Consider the following 17162-nt stretch of genomic DNA (forward strand, 5'->3'; position numbering starts at 1 on the left):
AAATGCGCTGCAATATCCGGGCCCTCGCCGCGCCCATTCATTCATGATCCATCAGGAGAACAGCCAGCGATGCCAGGACCTCGCGTAGTACCCGTACAGGGCGATGAACAACTGCCGGAGCGTGTCGACGTGGTGGTGATCGGGGGTGGCATCGTCGGTGCCTCCACGGCGCTGGAGCTTGCCGAACGCGGCTTGAAGGTGGCCCTGTGCGAGAAAGGTGGCATCGGTCACGAGCAGTCCAGTCGCAACTGGGGCTGGGTGCGCATCTCGCGCCGCGACCCGCGTGAACTGCCGTTGATGGCTCATGCCCTGAACATCTGGGGCGACCTCGCCGCGCGCATCGGCAAGGACGTCGGCTACACCCGCGCCGGCATTCTCTTCACCTGTGCGGACGATCAAAGCTACGCGGAGCACGAGCGCTGGAAGGCCAATCTGGACGATTACCCGGTGCGTGCGCGGATGCTTTCGGGCACCGACCTGGCCACGGTGTTGCCCGGCGCCGAGCGTTTGCGCATCAAGGGTGCGCTGTACACTCCCGATGACGGTCGCGCCGAACCGCAGCAGGCGGCCCCGGCGATTGCCGAAGCGGCGCGGGCCAAGGGCGCGATGATCTTCACCGAGTGCGCGGTGCGCGGCATCGAGCGCGCGGCAGGCCGGGTCAGCGGCGTCATCACCGAGCGCGGCGCGATCGCCTGCACGTCCGTGGTGCTGGCCGGTGGCGCCTGGTCGAGCCTGTTCTGCTCGCCATTGAAGGTGCATTTGCCGCAGCTCAAGGTGCTCAATTCGGTGATCCGTACCACGCCGTTGCAAGGCGGCCCGGAATCCGCCATCTGGGCGATGGACTTCGCCGTGCGCAAACGCCAGGACGGCGGCTACACCGTCGCCTCCGGCCACGAGAACATCGCCGACATCGTCCCCGACTCCTTTCGCTACGCGCGGCAGTTCTGGCCTGCGCTGCAGCAGGAGCACAAATCACTGTCGTTTCGCCTGGGCCAGCGTTTTTTCCAGGAAGCGGTGCTGCCCAAGCGCTGGGCACTGGACGAAGCCAGCCCGTTCGAATACCGCCGCGTGCTCGATCCGGTGCCCTCGATCCGGCAAACCAACCGCGCCCTGGCCAGCCTGACCAACGCCTTCCCGGTGTTCGCCAACGTGCGGATCGCCCAGCGCTGGGGCGGCATGATCGATGTCACGCCCGATGCCGTGCCGGTGATCTCGGCGGTGGACGGTGTGCCCGGATTTTTCATCGCCACCGGATTCTCGGGTCATGGCTTCGGCATCGGGCCGGCGGCAGGCAGGCTGATGGCCAATCTGGTCACCGGTGAAACCCCGATCGTCGACCCGCAAGCGTTTCGCCTGTCGCGCTTCAGCGATGGTTCCAACCCACGGCCCATTTCCGGATTCTAGAAGCACCCGATCACTCGGCAACAGCCCTGCAGAAGCTCGTTCGAACGAGCCCGGGTCCAGCGTCCAAAACGCTTTCCAACGCCTGCCACCTGCCCTTTCTTCCTTACTGTGGGAGCTTCAGCATGTCGCAACGCGATGACTCGGATAAAGGCAACAGCCTGTTGAACCCGACCCGCCGCCAGGCGCTGGCCATGGCCATCATCGGTGCCGCGGGCACCCTGCTGCCCCTGGGCCGGGCCAGCCAATCCTTCGCGGCCATGGCCGCCCCGCCGTCCGGGCAGGTGATCATCGGCCTGTCCCAGGAGCCCACCGTCTTCAATCCGCACATGCCGCACATCGAAGTGGACGACGGCATCCACTGGAACGTGTTCGACCCCCTGTTCGGCATCTCGCCCAGCGGTGAATTCGTCCCGGCTTTGGCCACCGAGGTGCCGACCGTGGCCAATGGCGGCATCTCCGCCGACGGCCTGCAGTGGAAGGTGAAACTGCGCAGCGATGCCAAATGGCACGACAGCCGACCCTTCACCGCCGAAGACGTGAAGTACACCCTGGAACTGATCGTCTCGCCGAATTTTCGCAGCGGTCGCCGCGCCGGCCACGATCTGCTGCGCGACATCACCGTGGTTTCGCCCACCGAAATCCACTGGCGCATGGAGAAATCCTACGCACCCTACGCCTCGATCCTGTCGTCCACCTTCATGGTGCCCAAACACATTCTTTCAGTCGCTGCCGACGTCAACACGGCACCGTTCAACAACGCACCCATCGGCACCGGCCCGTTCAAGTGGGGCACGCGGGTGGCTGGCGACCACATCCAGCTCAAGGCCAATCCGGACTATCACGGCATCCAGCCGCAGATCGACAGCGTGATCTTCAAGTACATCCCCGACCTGACCGTGCTCTACACCCAGTTCAAGACCGGCGACATCGACGTCACCGCCATGCAGGGCATCACCCCCGACCATTACGAGGAAGCCAAGGACCTGGCCGGGCGCACCGTGGTGATTTTGCCGGTGGCCACCATCGAGTCGGTGACCCTGAACATGGAGCGCCCGCAGTTCAAGGACCCCGTCGTGCGCCAGGCGCTGTACATGGCCATCGACAAGAAGACCATCATCGACGAGTTGTATTTCGGCCTGGTGCTGCCCACCGAAACCTACATGCCGCAACAGTCGGCCTACTACAACCCGAACCTGCCCAAGCAAAGCTTCAACATCGAGGCGGCCAGCAAACTGCTCGATGACGCCGGCTGGAAACCGGGCGCTGGCGGCATTCGCGAGAAGGGCGGGGTGCGCCTCTCGTTCACCAACTCCACCACCGCCGGCAACCAGATCCGCGAGCAGGCGCAGCAGTTCATCCAGCAGACCTGGCTGGCCATCGGTGTGGAGATGAAAATCTCCAACCTGCCGCCTGCGGTGATGTGGGGCGAGTACTGGGTGCAGTCCAAATTCGACTCGGTGATCGTCGGCAACAACTTCCTCACCGGTGCCGACCCCGACACCCGCGACTACTTCGGTTCGCAATCGACCAACGCCAAAGGCGGGGCCGGGCAGAACAACTCGCAGTACGTCAACGCCAAGGTCGACGAGCTGCTGGCCCAGGGCGCAGCGATCCAGGACGTCGCCCAGCGCAAGGCGGTGTACGTGCAGGTGCAGGACCTGATCCGCCAGGACCTGCCCATCCTGCCGCTGTTTCAGTACACCTACGTGCGCGGCTACAAATCGGGCCTCAAAGGCTTCACCGGCAACATCAACCTGCGCATCGAACCCTGGAACGTCAACACCTGGTCCTGGACCTAAGCACGCCCATGCCTGGCCGCAGGGTCGGGTGTCGTTCGCACCGCAGAGGATTCAAGCATGCCGAACTACATTCTCAACCGCCTGGGGCAGAGCGCCGTGGTGCTGGTGCTGGTCTCGCTGATCGGCTTCATGGTGCTCAACCTGGCCCCCGGCGGGCCGATGTCGCAGTTCGCCCTGAACCCCGGCATGAGCCAGGCCGAGCTGGACCGCATCGCCGAGCAACTGGGCTTGAAGCGGCCACTGCTGGTGCAGTACATCGACTGGTTCAGCCATCTGTTCGTCGGCGACTGGGGCCACTCGTTTCGCGACGGCCGCCCGGTGCTCAGCGTGATCGCCGGGCACCTGCCCGCGACGTTGCTGCTGATGGGCACCTCGACACTGCTGTCCATCGTCATTGGCACCTGGGTCGGCGTGCTGGGCGCGGTGCGCCGCTATTCGGTGTTCGACACCCTGGCCACGGTCGGCGCGATGGTGGCGCTGTCGATTCCCACCTTCTGGTTCGGGCTGGTGGCGATCTTCTTGTTCTCCCTGCACTTGGGCTGGCTACCGGCGGGCAACATGTACACCATCGGTGACCAGTCCCTGGGCGACTACGCCGTTCACCTGGTGCTGCCGGTGCTAGTGCTGGCCTTGGTCAACGTGGCGATCTGGAGCCGCTACATGCGCTCCGCCACCCTGGACGTGATCGACCAGGACTTCGTCCGCACCGCCCGCGCCAAGGGCGTGCCCTATCGCCGAGTGCTGACTCACCACGTGATTCGCAACGCCCTGCTGCCGATGATCACCCTGGCCGGGCTGCAGATACCCACCATCCTTGGCGGCGCGCTGGTCACCGAAACGGTGTTCACCTGGCCCGGCATGGGCCGGCTGTTCCTCGACAGCCTGGGCTACAGCGACTACCCGGTGATCATGGGCATTCTGATGTTCTCCGCCGTACTGGTGCTGCTGGGCAACCTGCTCGCCGATCTGTTGATAGGTGTCGCCGACCCCCGTGTCCGGCTGGCCTGAAGGAGTACCGCCCATGACCACCGCCACGCACTACCTGCCCGCCAGCCGCCGCTGGGCCTGGCTGGCCAACCCCACCCTGCGCCGTTTCATGCGCCACAAGTTGGCCGTGCTCGGCGTGGTGATGATCACCGTACTGATTCTGGCCTGCGTGTTCGGCCCCTACCTGCTGCACTACAACGACCTGAGCATCGACATCCGCAACCGCTTCGCGCCGCCGTTCACCGGCAATCACTACCTGGGCACCGACGCGCTGGGCCGCGACACGGCTGCCCGCTTGCTCAACGCCGGACGCATCTCCCTGATGGTGGGCTTTTGCGCCATGCTCATCAGCATCGTCATCGGCACCCTGATCGGCGTCATCGCCGGTTACTACCGCGGCTGGGTCGGCGCCGGGCTGATGCGCTTCGTCGATGCCTTCCTGTCCTTTCCCAGCGTGTTTCTGGTGCTGGTGCTGGCGGCGTTCACCAAACCCAGCCCGATGATGATCACCCTGATCATCGCCGTGACCAGCTGGATGGAAATCTCGCGCATCGTCGAAGCCGAGATCCGCTCGCTGCGCGAACGCGACTTCACCCTGGCCGCCCGCATGATCGGCGCCAGCAACCGCTGGATCATGTTCCGCGAACTGATGCCCAACGCCATCGGCCCGATCATCGTCGCGGCCACCCTGACCATCGCCAACGCCATCCTGCTGGAAGCCTACATCAGCTTCCTCGGCTACGGCATCCAGCCGCCATTGCCCAGCTGGGGCAACATGCTCAACGCCGCCCAGCAGTACCTGGGCAAGGCGCCCTGGCTGGCGATCATTCCCGGGCTGGCGATCACCCTCGCGGTGACCAGCTTCAACTTCATCGGCGACGGCCTGCGCGACGCGCTGGACGGCAGGAGCGACCTGAAATGAACGCAGATGAAAAGATCGCCGTGGCGCACCTCAACGTCGCCTTCCGCAAGGGCGCCGGCTACGTGCCCGTGGTCCACGACATCAACTTCACCATCGCTGCCGGCGAAACCCTGGCCCTGGTGGGCGAGAGCGGTTCGGGCAAGAGCGTCACCAGCCTGGCCATCATGAAGCTGCTCGCCGAAGCGCCGAAAACCCGCATCGACGGCAGCGCCATCGTCGCCGACCGCCACGGCGCGCCCATCGACCTAGTGGCCATGGGCGAGCAGCAGATGCGCCACGTGCGCGGCAACCGCGTGGCGATGATCTTCCAGGAACCGCTGACCTCGCTGAACCCGGTGCACCGCGTGGGCGACCAGATCGCCGAAGCGATCCGTTTCCATCAATCCCTGAGCAAAGCCGCCGCCCGCGCCCGCGCGCTGGCCCTGCTGGAGCAGGTCGGCATTCCGGAACCGGTGAAGCGCCTGGACTGTTATCCCCACGAGCTGTCCGGCGGCATGCGCCAGCGGGTAATGATCGCCATCGCCCTGGCCATGGAGCCGGACGTGCTGATTGCCGACGAACCCACCACCGCGCTGGACGTCACCGTGCAGGCGCAGATTCTCGACCTGCTGCGCAACCTGCAGAAGAAGAACGGCATGGCGATCCTGTTCATCACCCACAACTTCGGCGTGGTCGCGGAAATCGCCGACCGGGTCATGGTGATGTACGCCGGGCGCATCGTCGAACAGGGCAGCGTCAGCCAGGTGCTGTCCTCGCCGCGCATGCCCTACACCCGCGGCTTGCTGGCCGCAGTGCCGCGCTTCGAACAGGCCGGTCTGGCGCAAGGCGAACTGGGCACCATCGCCGGCTTCGTCCCCGACCCCAGCAGACCGCCCGGCGGCTGCGCCTTCCACCCGCGCTGCGGCTACAGCATCGCTGGCCGCTGCGACCAACAGGCACCCGTGCTGGAAGAAATCGAAATGGGCCACCAACTGCGCTGCGTGCGCTGGCGGGAACTGGCGACCGAACAGGAAGGTGCACGATGAAAGAGCGTCCGCTGATCGACGTCGTCGGCTTGAAGAAATACTTCCCCGTGCGCAAGACCTTTCTCGCCCACCGCCGCGACCGTGACGACAACCTGGTCCGCGCCGTGGATGGCGTCGACCTGAGCATCGCCCGTGGCGAAGTGCTCGGCCTGGTGGGCGAAAGCGGCTCGGGCAAGAGTACCCTGGGCCGCAGCCTGATGATGCTCGACCCGCCCACCGAAGGGCACATCGTCTTCGACAACGTCGAAATCACACCCTTCAACGACCGCCTGCTCAAGCCCTATCGCAAGCGCATGCAGATGATCTTCCAGGACCCCTACGGCTCGCTGAACCCGCGCATGAGCGTGGGCGACATCCTCGCCATGCCGCTGCGCTTCCACAACCCCGAGCTCGACGCCGCCGGGCGCCGGGAAAAGGCCGGGCAGGCCCTGGAAACCGTCGGCCTCGCCGCCCAGTACCTGGACCGTTACCCCCACGAGTTCTCCGGCGGCCAACGCCAGCGCATCGGCATCGCCCGCGCTCTGACCCTGGAACCTGAATTCATCATGGCCGACGAACCGGTGTCGGCCCTGGACGTCTCGGTCCAGGCGCAGGTGCTCAACCTGTTCGCGCGCATCCGTCGGCAGATGAACCTGACCATGCTCTTCGTCACCCACGACCTGGCCGTGGTCGGCCACATCGCCGATCGCGTTGCGGTGATGTACCTGGGTCGCATCGTCGAAATAGCGCTTACCCGCGAGCTGTTCAGCCATCCCCGCCACCCCTACACCGAAGCGCTGATGTCGGCCATCCCCATGCCCGAACCTGGGCAGCGGCGCCAGAGAATCGTGCTTCAGGGCGATATCCCTAGCCCGATCTCGCCCCCCTCAGGCTGCGCCTTTCGCACCCGCTGCCCCTACGTCCTGCCCGCCTGCGCACAGGATCGGCCGCTGTTGCGCGAAGTGAGCGCGGGTCATGGTGTGGCGTGTATACGGGATGATCTGGAGTTGGTGTCGCCGCTCACCGCTCACCCCAACCCGAGCGCCTCGACCACATCGCTGGCTAGCACCACCTCGGCGTATTCGCTACCGAGTATCGCCAACGTCAGATCGTGAACGGTACCCGCATCCCAAACCGTTCCATCCGCGCCGGTTACCGGGACCGCTGTAGTGGCATCCGAGGGGAGGGTAATGCTGAAGCCCAGTGCCTTTCCGGCGCGAACGGTGGCATCCACGCTGTTATGAATGACCACGCCCGTCAGCACGAAGCGTGTCACCTGCATAGCCTTGAGCACCGCATCCAGCTCCGTGCCAATGAACGCACAGTTCTGCTGCTTGGTGATCACCCGTTCGCCCTCCACCGGCGCAACTTCCTGCTTGATCCCATTCCACGGCCCATGGGTGTGGTACGTCGACGTAGGCGTCGGCTCATCGTGCTTCACATGCAGCACCGGCCAGCCATTCGAGCGCCACAGCTGCAGAAGCCGCTGGATGGTTTCCAAGTAGCCAGGGTTGCTCTTACCCTTCCATCTCGGCTGGTCGATGGCGTCTTGCACATCGAGGATGATCAGGGGGATGGGGCTTGGTGGGTTGCTCATGGACGGCCGTTTTGTTGGAAAGGAATCGCGTCAGTGTGCGGTAAGGGGCAGGGGGCTTCAATGGGTAGTGGGAGGTGTGGGGGGCGTGGCAGGCGTGGCAGGCGTATCTGAAGGGGCTATGATCTTGATCGATGTAGCCGCCTGTTGTTTCTCATCATTGGCCGCTACGCCAAACCCAACAACAAGACTCCATCACAAGGGAGCACTATGACCCAACGACAACTTCATCTCGATCACCTTTGCCTCACCCTCCCGGATGGACGCCTACTGCTGGACAACCTCAACCACAGCTTCCACGCCAAAGCCACCGGCATCGTCGGCGCCAATGGCAGCGGTAAATCCCTGCTGGGCCAGTTGCTGGCTGGCGACCGTGCGCCGAGCAATGGCTACGTCCGCCACGAGGGGCATGTCTATGTCGTCTCTCAACAGCTTGAGCCCGAGCGTTTTCCCACCGTTGCTGCGCTGGCGGGCGTCGAGCACATCCTGCAAGCCCTGCAGCGGATCGCCGAAGGCAGCCTCGATGATCACGACCATACGCTTGCGATGGACCAGTGGGATTGCGCAGCACGCCTGCGCGCAGAGCTGGACCTGAACGGCTTGGGCCACTTGACCACCGACACACCGACGCACACCCTCAGCGGTGGCGAGCGCCAACGCATCGCACTGCTCGGTGCCTGGCTGTCCAAGGCCGACTGGCTGATCCTCGACGAACCGAGCAACCACCTCGATCGCGAGCAACAGCAGAAACTGGCACAGCAGATCCAGCGCTGGCCGAACGGCTTGGTGATGATCAGCCATGACCGCACCCTGCTCGAACTCATGGATGAAATCGTCGAGCTCTCGCCCATCGGCCTCGCCGTTTATGGCGGTAACTACAGCCATTACGTTGCCGCCCGCGAACAGGAGCAGCAAGCCTTCCAGGCAACCTTGCAAGGCGAACGCACCCAAGCCAAGCGCGAGCAACGGGAAATGGCCGTGCAGATGGAGCGGCAGCAACGGCGCAATGCACGCGGTGATCGTAACGCCCGTGATGGTAGCCAGACCAAGCTGATCACCAATGCCCAGAAAGAGCGCAGCGAGAACAGCCAAGGCAAACTGCGACTCAATCAACAGCTCGCCCGCGAGCAGCAACAACAGCGCATTGCCGATGCCCGTGCGCGCTGCGCCGCCGATATCCAACGCGTAATGCTGCCCCCGGAAACCGTCGTACCCAACGGCAAACTGGTGCTTCAGCTCAATGATCTGGTATTACCCTTCGGGCATGTCGCGCCGATCAGCTTTACCCTGACAGGCCCCCTGCGCATGGCCATCACGGGCGCCAACGGCAGCGGTAAATCGACACTGCTTCAGGTCATCGCCGGTCGCCTGGCGCCACGCGCCGGCGAAGTCATTTGCACGGTGGAAGTGGGTTGGCTGGACCAGCACGCCGGCCTCGAACATCCTGATCGGACCGCCGTGCAGTGGCTGCACGAAAGCAATCCGGAACTGAGCGAAGCCGAAGCCAGAACTCGGCTGGCCCAGTTGGGCATCGACGCCGATCGCGTCCTACTACGGACCGCGCAGCTCAGCGGCGGCGAGCGTCTCAAGATAGCCCTGGCGGCACTGCTGCACGCGCACCGCCCACCCCAGCTATTGCTGTTGGACGAGCCCGACAACCACTTGGACCTGCCCAGCAAGCTTGCACTTGAGCAGATGCTCGGTCAGTACCAGGGCGCGCTGCTGGTGGTGTCCCATGACGATGCCTTCATCGAGGCGCTGGGCGTGGATCAGACACTGCATCTTCTCCGTCCACGCCCATAAGCATCATATTTTAGAAATCAACCGTCCCGGAAAACTTCACCAGCCGCGGCTCACCCTGGGTCAGGTAGCCGCCGTTGGCCGATGCCCAGTAATTCTTGTCGGTGATGTTCTCCACGTTCATGCGCAGGGTGATGTCCTTGCGCTCGACCTTGAAGGTGTAGCGTGCGCCCGCGTCGAAGCGGTTCCAGGTGGGCAGGCTCAGGTTGTTGGCCTGGTCGGCATACTGGCCACCGGTGCGCAGCGCACGGGCGTTGAGCGCCAGGCCGTTCAGGCCCGGTACGTCCCAATCCACCGTCGCGTTGAGCTGGAAGGTCGGCACACCGATGGCGTGGTTGCCGTCATTCGCGCCGCCCTGCGTGTCTTCGAGCTCGGACTGCAGGCGCGTGCCGCCGGCCATCAGACGCAGGCCTTCCACGGGTTCGCCGAACACACTCAACTCGACACCGCGATTGACCTGCTTGCCGTCGCGCACGTACACATTAACGCTGCCGCCTCCGGCCGTCGCGAAGCTCTGGGTGTAACCATCGGTAGGCCGCTCGATTCGGAATGCCGCCAGCGTGGCGCCCCACGATTGCTTGTCCAGTTTGATCCCCGCTTCCACCTGCTTGGTGCGCCCCGGCGGGAACGCCTCACCCACGTTGACGACCTGGCCCGACGCCGTTGGCCCTGCCGCCAGCCCCTCGATACGGTTGGCAAACAGCGACACCGACTCCACCGGCTTGTAGACGATGCCATACACCGGCGTGGTGATCGCCTCGTCGTACATGGAAGTGCGCGAGCCGCCGACACCGGTGGTGGACTCATAGGCATAGTTCTGCACCAGCAATTGCTGGCGGCGCAGGCCGGCCGTGAACAGCACCGTGTCGTCGAAGAAACCCAAGGTGTCCGACACCGCCAGGCTGCGGTTGCGCGTCTTGCCGGTGATGCCCGGGTCGCTCATGTCACCGGCTTCGAAGTTCACCGCAGTAGGCTTGGGCAGAGGTCCGGTGTTGTAAATGTTGGTAGTGCCCGTGGGCAGGTAGAACTCGTAGGCATTGCGCTGCTCGGTCCAGATGCTCGACGCACCCACGCTGATCTGATGGCTGACCGGCCCCGTCTGCAGGTTGCCGTTGATGCCGGTCATGACAGTGGTATTGTCCTCGTCGTGCGGAATCTTCGACCCGCCGATGGTCGCCGCGCCCGTGCTCGAATCGGTCAGCACCGGCGTGCCATACACACCATTCTCCCGCGTGTGCTTCGCCCCACCCGCCACGTACGCCGTCCAGTCCTCGTTCAGGTCCCACTCGCCACGCAGCATGCCAAAGGTGTCCTCAGTCTCGCTGTAGGTCCAATCCTGCCCATAGTTGTGGCTGGCATCCGGCGCCCGTGGGATGCTCGTAATCGTGCCGAAGCGCACCGAGTTGCGCAGCCCATTGATGCGCTGCTTCTGATAACCGAAATCGCCGGACAGGCGGAAGTTGTCACCCCGATAATCCAGCCCCAGCGTGAACAGCTTGGTGCGCTGCGACTCGTCATCGACCGCCGTATCACCCTCACGCTGAGCCAGATTGACCCGCGCACCAAAACGGTTGCCCTCACCAAAGCGCTGACCGATATCCAGATGCTCACCCACACGGCCATCCGTACTGATGTCCTGCGTGTAGCGACGAATGGGCTCATCGCCCGCCCGCTTGGGCACCAGGTTCACACTGCCGCCCAACCCGGTCCCGGTTGGGCTCACGCCGTTGATGAACGCGTTCGGCCCCTTGAACACCTCGACTCGTTCCACCGCATCGGTGGAAATGATCTGCCGCGGCAACACCCCATACAAACCGTTGTAGGAAATGTCATCGCTGGACAGCGGCAAACCACGAATCACGAACACCTGCGCCTGGTTACCGAACCCGAACGACTGCCGCACCGACGGATCATTCAGCAGCACATCGCCCACGTCCTCCGCCTGCTGATCCTCGATCAGCTTCGAGGTGTAGCTGGTCAGTGTGAACGGCACATCCATGTTGTCCTGGTTGCCCAGCACACCCATCTGCCCACCGCGCGCCACCTGCCCACCGGCAAACACCTCGGGCGAAGCGCCTTTGGCAGCCTTGGTGGTTTGCGCATCGATCGAGGTAGCGTCCAACACGAGAGCGTCCGCCCCATGGGCGCCGAGGCTCAGAGAGCAGCACACCGCCAGAAGGGTAGGGCGAGAAGGAAAACGAAGGGCCATGGGAGCAATTCCGGGAATAGAAGAGGTCAATGAAGCGCCTCCCTGGCAACTGAGAATGTGTCTCAGTGGCGCGTATCCTAACAAGAGTTTCACAAAGCGTTAACGCTTTTTTGAGGGGATTTTCACGAAGTGCGATGAGGTGGCTCGGCAGGCGCTCTACCTAAAGAATGGCAAAGGGCTACCGATAGGTATTCAGTGATGGCATTTCAGCCTTTGCTTTGGAAATGGAATTCAAATGAGTCTGCAAGACGACCTGCACGATGGACCCATTGCGCCACGTCCGCGCGTTCAACAACGGGCGCATCCGGGGTGGCTGTTGTGGCTACTGGTGCCAGCGATTGCGGTGGGGATGAACTGGGCGCGGATTGCCGCGTACTTTGAGCCTGCGCATGTAGAACCGCCTGCTGAGGTGGTTGAGCGATATGAATCGCCGGTTGTTGAATCTGCGCCGGTATCTGCACCCGTTGTGCGGGCAGTGGCTCCGGTTGTGCCTAAAACCCTGCAGGAGTGCATGGGCGCTGACAATCTGGTCAACGATCAGGTATTGCGGTGTCGGTACGGGGACCGTCCTCAGCCGATGCGTGAAGAGCGGGCGGTACAGGGGATGGTGTCGGCGCAGTATTTGGCGGAGTACAAGGCAGGGCAGGGTGCGCGGCCGGTTAGGCGGGCTGTTAGTGGTGGGTTTGAGTCACACCGCATAAAGGGCTGGGATGGCGGCGGGCCGTACATAGCTTCGTGGAGTGTCAGTGATAACCGGGTTGATTACGGCAGTGTTTGCACTAGTTACCGAGGTGGCTCGATTGAGTATCGGGAATGCAGGAAGGGGGCGAAGCAGTGGTTTAAGGAGCAGTGCCGTGTAAAGCGGGATCCGGCACTGCGGGAGCGGTATTGTTCGGCGGCTTCGGGGTTTAGCCCGATGGGATAGAGCTCTTCACCGCTAGTAATCGGCAGCGTCCAACCGCTTGTTGTACGCCTGCCTAGCCTTTTGCGCGGCCAAACTCGCGGCCTCCAGAAGCAGCCAGGTCACCGACTGGAGTGCTTGCTCATCGGGTGATTCGGCAGTGCGGGTATCCAGACCCAGTGCCGTCTGGTTATCAGGAGCAAGCTGATGCCAGCGCTCCAGCACGCAGTGGCAAATGCCCTCGAGGATCTCATCTTTGGTAATCGGAGTCGGCCCTCGACTGCCTGCAGAGAAATCCGAACCAACGAGCTTGAGCGACTGTGATGGACGTTCCATGACCATTCCCCTTCTTGGCTGATGTGAAAGCTGAGGCCAACCACAGCACCTATATCCTATTTTGGGATAATCCTGTTTTGGGTTTACTTAAGGAGCCGAATCGTCATTCGGCAGTCCTTATGAACTCCATCCACACAGAACGCTATTCCACGCTGATCCGGGCACTCATCGCGTGCAGGAAAGAGAAGGGCTTGAGCCAGACCGAGCTCGCGCGGCGAGTGGGAAGGCCGCAGTCGTATATCTCCAAAGTGGAGAATGCAGAGAGAAGGTTGGATGTGGTGGAGTTTCTGGAGATTTGCGAGGCGATTGGGGTGGAGGGAGGGGAGGTGATGCGGGGGGTGTGAAGGGAAGGTGTGCATGTGTAACTGACCCTAGCGTCACCTTCCGAAAATCACTCCAACTCAATCGCGGCACTCTCGACCTTCACCGCCAAGCTCGCAAAAAATATGCACCCGATCAACCGGGCAAAAATCTCGAGCGTTTCGCACACATCGGGATCTTCGAACAGCACAGGCCGAGAATCGATCGCACAAAGCGCCCCGTACAGCCGGCCGTCAGGCAGGAAGATGGGCACGCCTACGTAACTGTCCAGATCATAGGTCTTGACGATCAGTCGTGAGGCGAAGCTTTGGTCATGGCTGACTCTCTGGATTAGCAAAGGCGCGGGGTCCCGCTGAAACTCGCTGCAGATCGTGTCTTCCAGCGGAAAAGCCTCACCTGCGCCGATCCCCAGGTCGGCGGAATCGTGCACGGAGCAGATGACCAATTCGGCGTCGCCGAACTTGGTGATCGCGGCGAAGCGCATGTTGGTGAGCCTAGTCACCAGACGTAGGATGTTGGTGGTGGCTTCGATTTCAGCAATGGCTGAGCGTTCTTCCTGGGACAGGAGGCTGGGCGGGTAGTCGAGTGCCATGGTGTACCTCGTCGTTTGGTGCAGTTTCGACCTGTGAGGGAGGTTCTGCAAGGGGGAGATGGAGCGATGTTTTGCCGCTGGCGCTAGGCGGCCGATACCGATCATTCAGGCACGAAAAACGGTAGTTGCGAGCTACCCGAGGTGGTTGGTTTGTGGCGCCGAAATTAGTGAGCCGGGGTGATCTGAACTGATTACCTATCTATCTGAAAAATAAATAGAAAATCCGGTAAAATAATCCAATGGAATACCATTTGGAATACCGCTTGGCTGGACTTGAACCTAAGATTCCAGGGCGGGATGGAGGAAATGTCCCGCCTCTAATCTGTTGCACGACCATAGCCCCTCAAGCACCAGTAAGGTAGGTGCCCGCCTCAACCTCCATCTTCACGAGCGTCTCAATCACCTGTGAACGCTTCACGCCATTCTGTTTGGCCAGCATATCCAGTTGATCAACCACGGCTTTCGACAGCATCACGTTAACCTGCTTCTTGTCTGCGTTGCGTTCGTCGAACTGCTGGCGATGCCAGCGATTTTTGATCTCCTGGATCATTGCCTTCTGTTCATGAGGGCCGAGTTGAGCTTGGTCGAAGAAAATTAGCAACTCCTTGTGATTGCTGATGGGGAGCTGTCGGGAGCGTGGAGAAAGATGGTTCTTCGCAAGCCATTCCCAAGCACAGACGCAGCGCTTCGAGCCTTCTTTCTTGTCAGCAAACCATTCGAATTGACTATCCAGGGCTATATGTCGGCGCCACAATTCGTGAAGATGCCTTACTTCATCAGCTTTCTCTTCGATGTTCACCTGCCATACGTCGAGCATGGCTATGAGCTCGCTCCTTCCAGTTAGATGGGCGAGCCTTGTTGGGAGAATACGCCCTGTGATCTCGTCAATCTGAGGCAGCAGCCAGTGATACTGCCGCTCATCTTTTGCGATCCACGCCAGCAAATCGTCACGCAGTAGGAAGCGATCTCTTTCAGGCCGAATACGCGATATGAGGTCGGGGTGGCGTGCCAGTACATGGGCGATTTCATCTCTCATGGTGGTGCCATTGCATGTGCTGCGCTCTAAATCCAGTTTCTCGTAGATGTACAGACAAAGCCAAAGCCATACGTCTCGTCGATTGTTTTGCGTCGAGTCATTCAGAAGTTGAGCGAGCTTGTCTGGCTCATCACCACCATCAACCCAGAGCACCATAATTAAAGCCTATTAAGTTAAAAATTTCGGTAGATATACTCAATCTTTAAGGTGAGAGATCTGGCCTCCACGTTATGATTCTATTCTAGATTCATCAAAATTCCGATGTAATTCTATGTTCTTTGAGTGTTGGTTATAGAGCAATTCTATGAATTTTCTATGCTAGAGCTATCCTGTAATCACCCGGGTTTTATTGGCTTAAAGCCTGATTTCTACAGATCTGCAGGCTCTCTATGCGTATCCTGCCTCTAGTGTTCTAGGCAGAATTTGATCGGGGTCGAGTCTCTCGGCCCTAGCCTCTTTCCAGAATGAATTGGTATGTGGCGTGATGGCTGGAAAGAGAGGCCTTGAAGGGGGAGTGAGGAAAACGGTCGATCCAGTGTTTATTTACAAACCCTGCCAATCCTCTGGACGAATACGAGGAGCCCGTTCATGAGGATCATCCGCCTGAAAGAAGTCATCGATTCGACCGGTCTGGCACGGTCGACCATCTACAAGCATATCGGGGAAGGTACTTTTCCGAAGCCCGTGTCACTGGGCGACCGCTGCGTCGGTTGGGTCGACAGCGAGGTGCACGATTGGATCCTGGCCAGGATCGAAGAGCGTGACCTGGCAGAGGGTACTGCAGTGCACTCCACTGCCCACCTGAGTGTAACCAGCTAGACCTGACCATTTGCGCCATGACCGGCTACAGCTGGTCATGGCGCTTATGCCACTTGGGAATGTTCTGTGTTCTCAGCTAACTCTCCCAGACTGCGATTCGGCAAATCTCTCGGCGGGCCGGCAATGTTGCTCCCCATCGGCAGCTCTCGCCGGGAGAGTTTGTAATGGGTTAGGCTGCTTCTAGTGATATAGCATAGTTTCTGACTATCAGTACTTAATCGCTCAATAGCCATTGCCACTTATTCAGTCAGGCACCTACTGCACGGCAAGAATGCATAATCGGTTAAAAAATATACAACACGCACCTGGTATGCACAGCACTCAACCAGGTAGCCATCCATGACTAATCGCAAGGTTTACACCTATCTTTCCCAGTCAGACATTGCCCTCAACATCGAGCGACTAGTCGAGGCTATCGAAGACTCCGATTCGCCGGCATTCCGCATCCGGCAAGCCCGCACAGGGTACGAACGCGTCCAAGAGACCAAGATCTCTCAATACCTCGATCATATTCAGCAGATGGTCGACCTATTCGAAGGCCGTATCGAATATAGCTACAGTGAGCACCTGCAAGCTTTCAGGGCTGCATGTCAGGACATCGGGCTGGAGCACCACCCTGATGGCCTTGCCTGTCTGAATGAGGAGGGTACGGCCTACCTGGGTCACCATTACAGCATGAACGTCTTGGTCGCCCGAATCCGTCAGTTGACTCGTGAGAGGTGGTATCTCCGCAAGAAGCATGACCTCCGCCACCAGGCCAAGGAGCAGGAAATCCAAGTCTGCGACTACGCCGATGCCTTATGTGAATTCTACTCGCGCATCACCATCATAAGGGTCGACTTCCACTACCGTTCTGAGGTGCAGGCCAGGCTACTTGTTGAGCAGGTGTTCGAAGACTTAGATGAGCTGGTTGCCAAGCACAAGCGCAATGCGATCTTTGACCAGCTTATCGGCTACGTTTATTCGGTGGAGCAGGGCGAAAGGCATGATGGCGGGGGCTATCACATCCATGCTGCCTACTTCTTCAACGGCAACGTGGTGCAACGCGACGTCTACAAAGCCATCCAGCTCGGCGAGCTATGGGAAGACATCACACATGGTCAGGGCTACGCTCATAGCTGTAACCATGACAAAAAGAAATATGGTGACGAGTGTGGTATAGGCCGGATCCCGAGAAGTGATCGAGCAGTTCGGCCCCATGTGCACAAGGCAGTAAAATACCTCGTCAAAGACGATCAGCATCTGCGTTTGAGGCCAAAGGGGGCTCGAAGCTTGCGGATGGGGCAGGTGAAGCAGTCTCGTCGAGGCGGTTGACGGAGCGCGGTCCGGATGCATGCAAATAGAGGCTAAGTCTGTTCTGTTCACCGTGGCCCTCGGCAGCAGCTTCAGCAAGATGTGTTTGCTGAATGGTTACGAGCATTCTTTGGAAGGCGAATAG

Annotated in this window: 15 protein-coding genes; 10 read left to right on the forward strand and 5 right to left on the reverse strand. The window is 60.9% G+C overall.

The features are described 5' to 3' along the window. The first annotated feature begins 69 nt into the window (after positions 1 to 69). From AC788_RS00145 to AC788_RS00170, 6 genes are all read left to right on the forward strand, one after another. On the forward strand, positions 70 to 1404 hold the full coding sequence (locus AC788_RS00145) for an NAD(P)/FAD-dependent oxidoreductase (RefSeq protein ID WP_049858627.1): 1335 nt from the start codon (positions 70 to 72) through the stop codon (positions 1402 to 1404). Between the two features lie 122 nt (positions 1405 to 1526). Further along, positions 1527 to 3203, forward strand: a complete 1677-nt coding sequence (locus AC788_RS00150) for a peptide ABC transporter substrate-binding protein (protein WP_049858628.1) — start codon at positions 1527 to 1529, stop codon at positions 3201 to 3203. Between the two features lie 57 nt (positions 3204 to 3260). Further along, positions 3261 to 4211, forward strand: a complete 951-nt coding sequence (locus tag AC788_RS00155) for an ABC transporter permease (protein WP_049858629.1) — start codon at positions 3261 to 3263, stop codon at positions 4209 to 4211. A gap of 13 nt (positions 4212 to 4224) precedes the next feature. Next, positions 4225 to 5112 (forward strand): ABC transporter permease, encoded by an 888-nt coding sequence (locus AC788_RS00160; protein WP_049858630.1) that lies wholly within the window; start codon positions 4225 to 4227, stop codon positions 5110 to 5112. Beyond that, the gene (locus AC788_RS00165; protein ID WP_049858631.1) at positions 5109 to 6137 is read left to right on the forward strand and encodes an ABC transporter ATP-binding protein; all 1029 of its coding nucleotides are present in this window, start codon (positions 5109 to 5111) and stop codon (positions 6135 to 6137) included. Before AC788_RS00160 ends, AC788_RS00165 begins: the two co-directional genes overlap by 4 nt. Further along, on the forward strand, positions 6134 to 7231 hold the full coding sequence (locus AC788_RS00170; RefSeq protein WP_082223520.1) for an ABC transporter ATP-binding protein: 1098 nt from the start codon (positions 6134 to 6136) through the stop codon (positions 7229 to 7231). The genes AC788_RS00165 and AC788_RS00170 overlap by 4 nt, the downstream gene beginning before the upstream one ends. Here AC788_RS00170 and AC788_RS00175 read toward each other — a convergent pair. Next, positions 7144 to 7713 (reverse strand): isochorismatase family protein, encoded by a 570-nt coding sequence (locus tag AC788_RS00175; RefSeq protein WP_049858632.1) that lies wholly within the window; start codon positions 7711 to 7713, stop codon positions 7144 to 7146. The genes AC788_RS00170 and AC788_RS00175 overlap by 88 nt on opposite strands. 207 nt (positions 7714 to 7920) lie before the next feature. Between AC788_RS00175 and AC788_RS00180 the strand changes: the two genes are divergently transcribed. Then, positions 7921 to 9513 carry an ATP-binding cassette domain-containing protein gene (locus tag AC788_RS00180; RefSeq protein WP_049858633.1) on the forward strand — a complete coding sequence of 531 codons (1593 nt, stop codon included), beginning with the start codon at positions 7921 to 7923 and terminating at the stop codon, positions 9511 to 9513. A 10-nt stretch (positions 9514 to 9523) separates the two neighbouring features. Here AC788_RS00180 and AC788_RS00185 read toward each other — a convergent pair whose 3' ends face one another. Both AC788_RS00185 and AC788_RS00195 read right to left on the reverse strand, forming a co-directional pair. After that, positions 9524 to 11719: a TonB-dependent receptor gene (locus AC788_RS00185; protein WP_049858634.1), complete on the reverse strand. Its 2196-nt coding sequence runs from the start codon at positions 11717 to 11719 to the stop codon at positions 9524 to 9526. Positions 11720 to 12656: 937 nt separating this feature from the next. After that, positions 12657 to 12956, reverse strand: coding sequence for a hypothetical protein (locus AC788_RS00195; protein ID WP_152965674.1), 300 nt, complete (start codon positions 12954 to 12956; stop codon positions 12657 to 12659). 23 nt (positions 12957 to 12979) lie between these two features. On the opposite strand from AC788_RS00195, the gene AC788_RS00200 reads away from it, so the two are divergent. Continuing rightward, positions 12980 to 13300, forward strand: a complete 321-nt coding sequence (locus AC788_RS00200; RefSeq protein WP_330218321.1) for a helix-turn-helix domain-containing protein — start codon at positions 12980 to 12982, stop codon at positions 13298 to 13300. 47 nt (positions 13301 to 13347) lie between these two features. Here the strand turns inward: AC788_RS00200 and AC788_RS00205 are convergent, their stop codons facing one another. Both AC788_RS00205 and AC788_RS00210 read right to left on the reverse strand, forming a co-directional pair. Continuing rightward, a complete protein-coding gene (locus AC788_RS00205) occupies positions 13348 to 13869 on the reverse strand; it encodes a GAF domain-containing protein (RefSeq protein WP_049858638.1) in 522 nt (173 codons plus the stop codon). A gap of 343 nt (positions 13870 to 14212) precedes the next feature. Continuing rightward, positions 14213 to 15061: a hypothetical protein gene (locus AC788_RS00210; RefSeq protein ID WP_049858639.1), complete on the reverse strand. Its 849-nt coding sequence runs from the start codon at positions 15059 to 15061 to the stop codon at positions 14213 to 14215. A 432-nt stretch (positions 15062 to 15493) separates the two neighbouring features. Between AC788_RS00210 and AC788_RS00215 the strand changes: the two genes are divergently transcribed. Both AC788_RS00215 and AC788_RS00220 read left to right on the forward strand, forming a co-directional pair. Next, the gene (locus AC788_RS00215) at positions 15494 to 15724 is read left to right on the forward strand and encodes a helix-turn-helix transcriptional regulator (protein ID WP_049858640.1); all 231 of its coding nucleotides are present in this window, start codon (positions 15494 to 15496) and stop codon (positions 15722 to 15724) included. A 339-nt stretch (positions 15725 to 16063) separates the two neighbouring features. Further along, entirely contained in the window at positions 16064 to 17038 is a 975-nt protein-coding gene (locus AC788_RS00220; protein ID WP_049858641.1) for an inovirus-type Gp2 protein, read from the forward strand. Positions 17039 to 17162 lie beyond the last annotated feature (124 nt).

The organism is Pseudomonas sp. RIT-PI-a (assembly GCF_001187875.1).
Classification (GTDB): Bacteria; Pseudomonadota; Gammaproteobacteria; order Pseudomonadales; family Pseudomonadaceae; genus Aquipseudomonas; species Aquipseudomonas coleopterorum.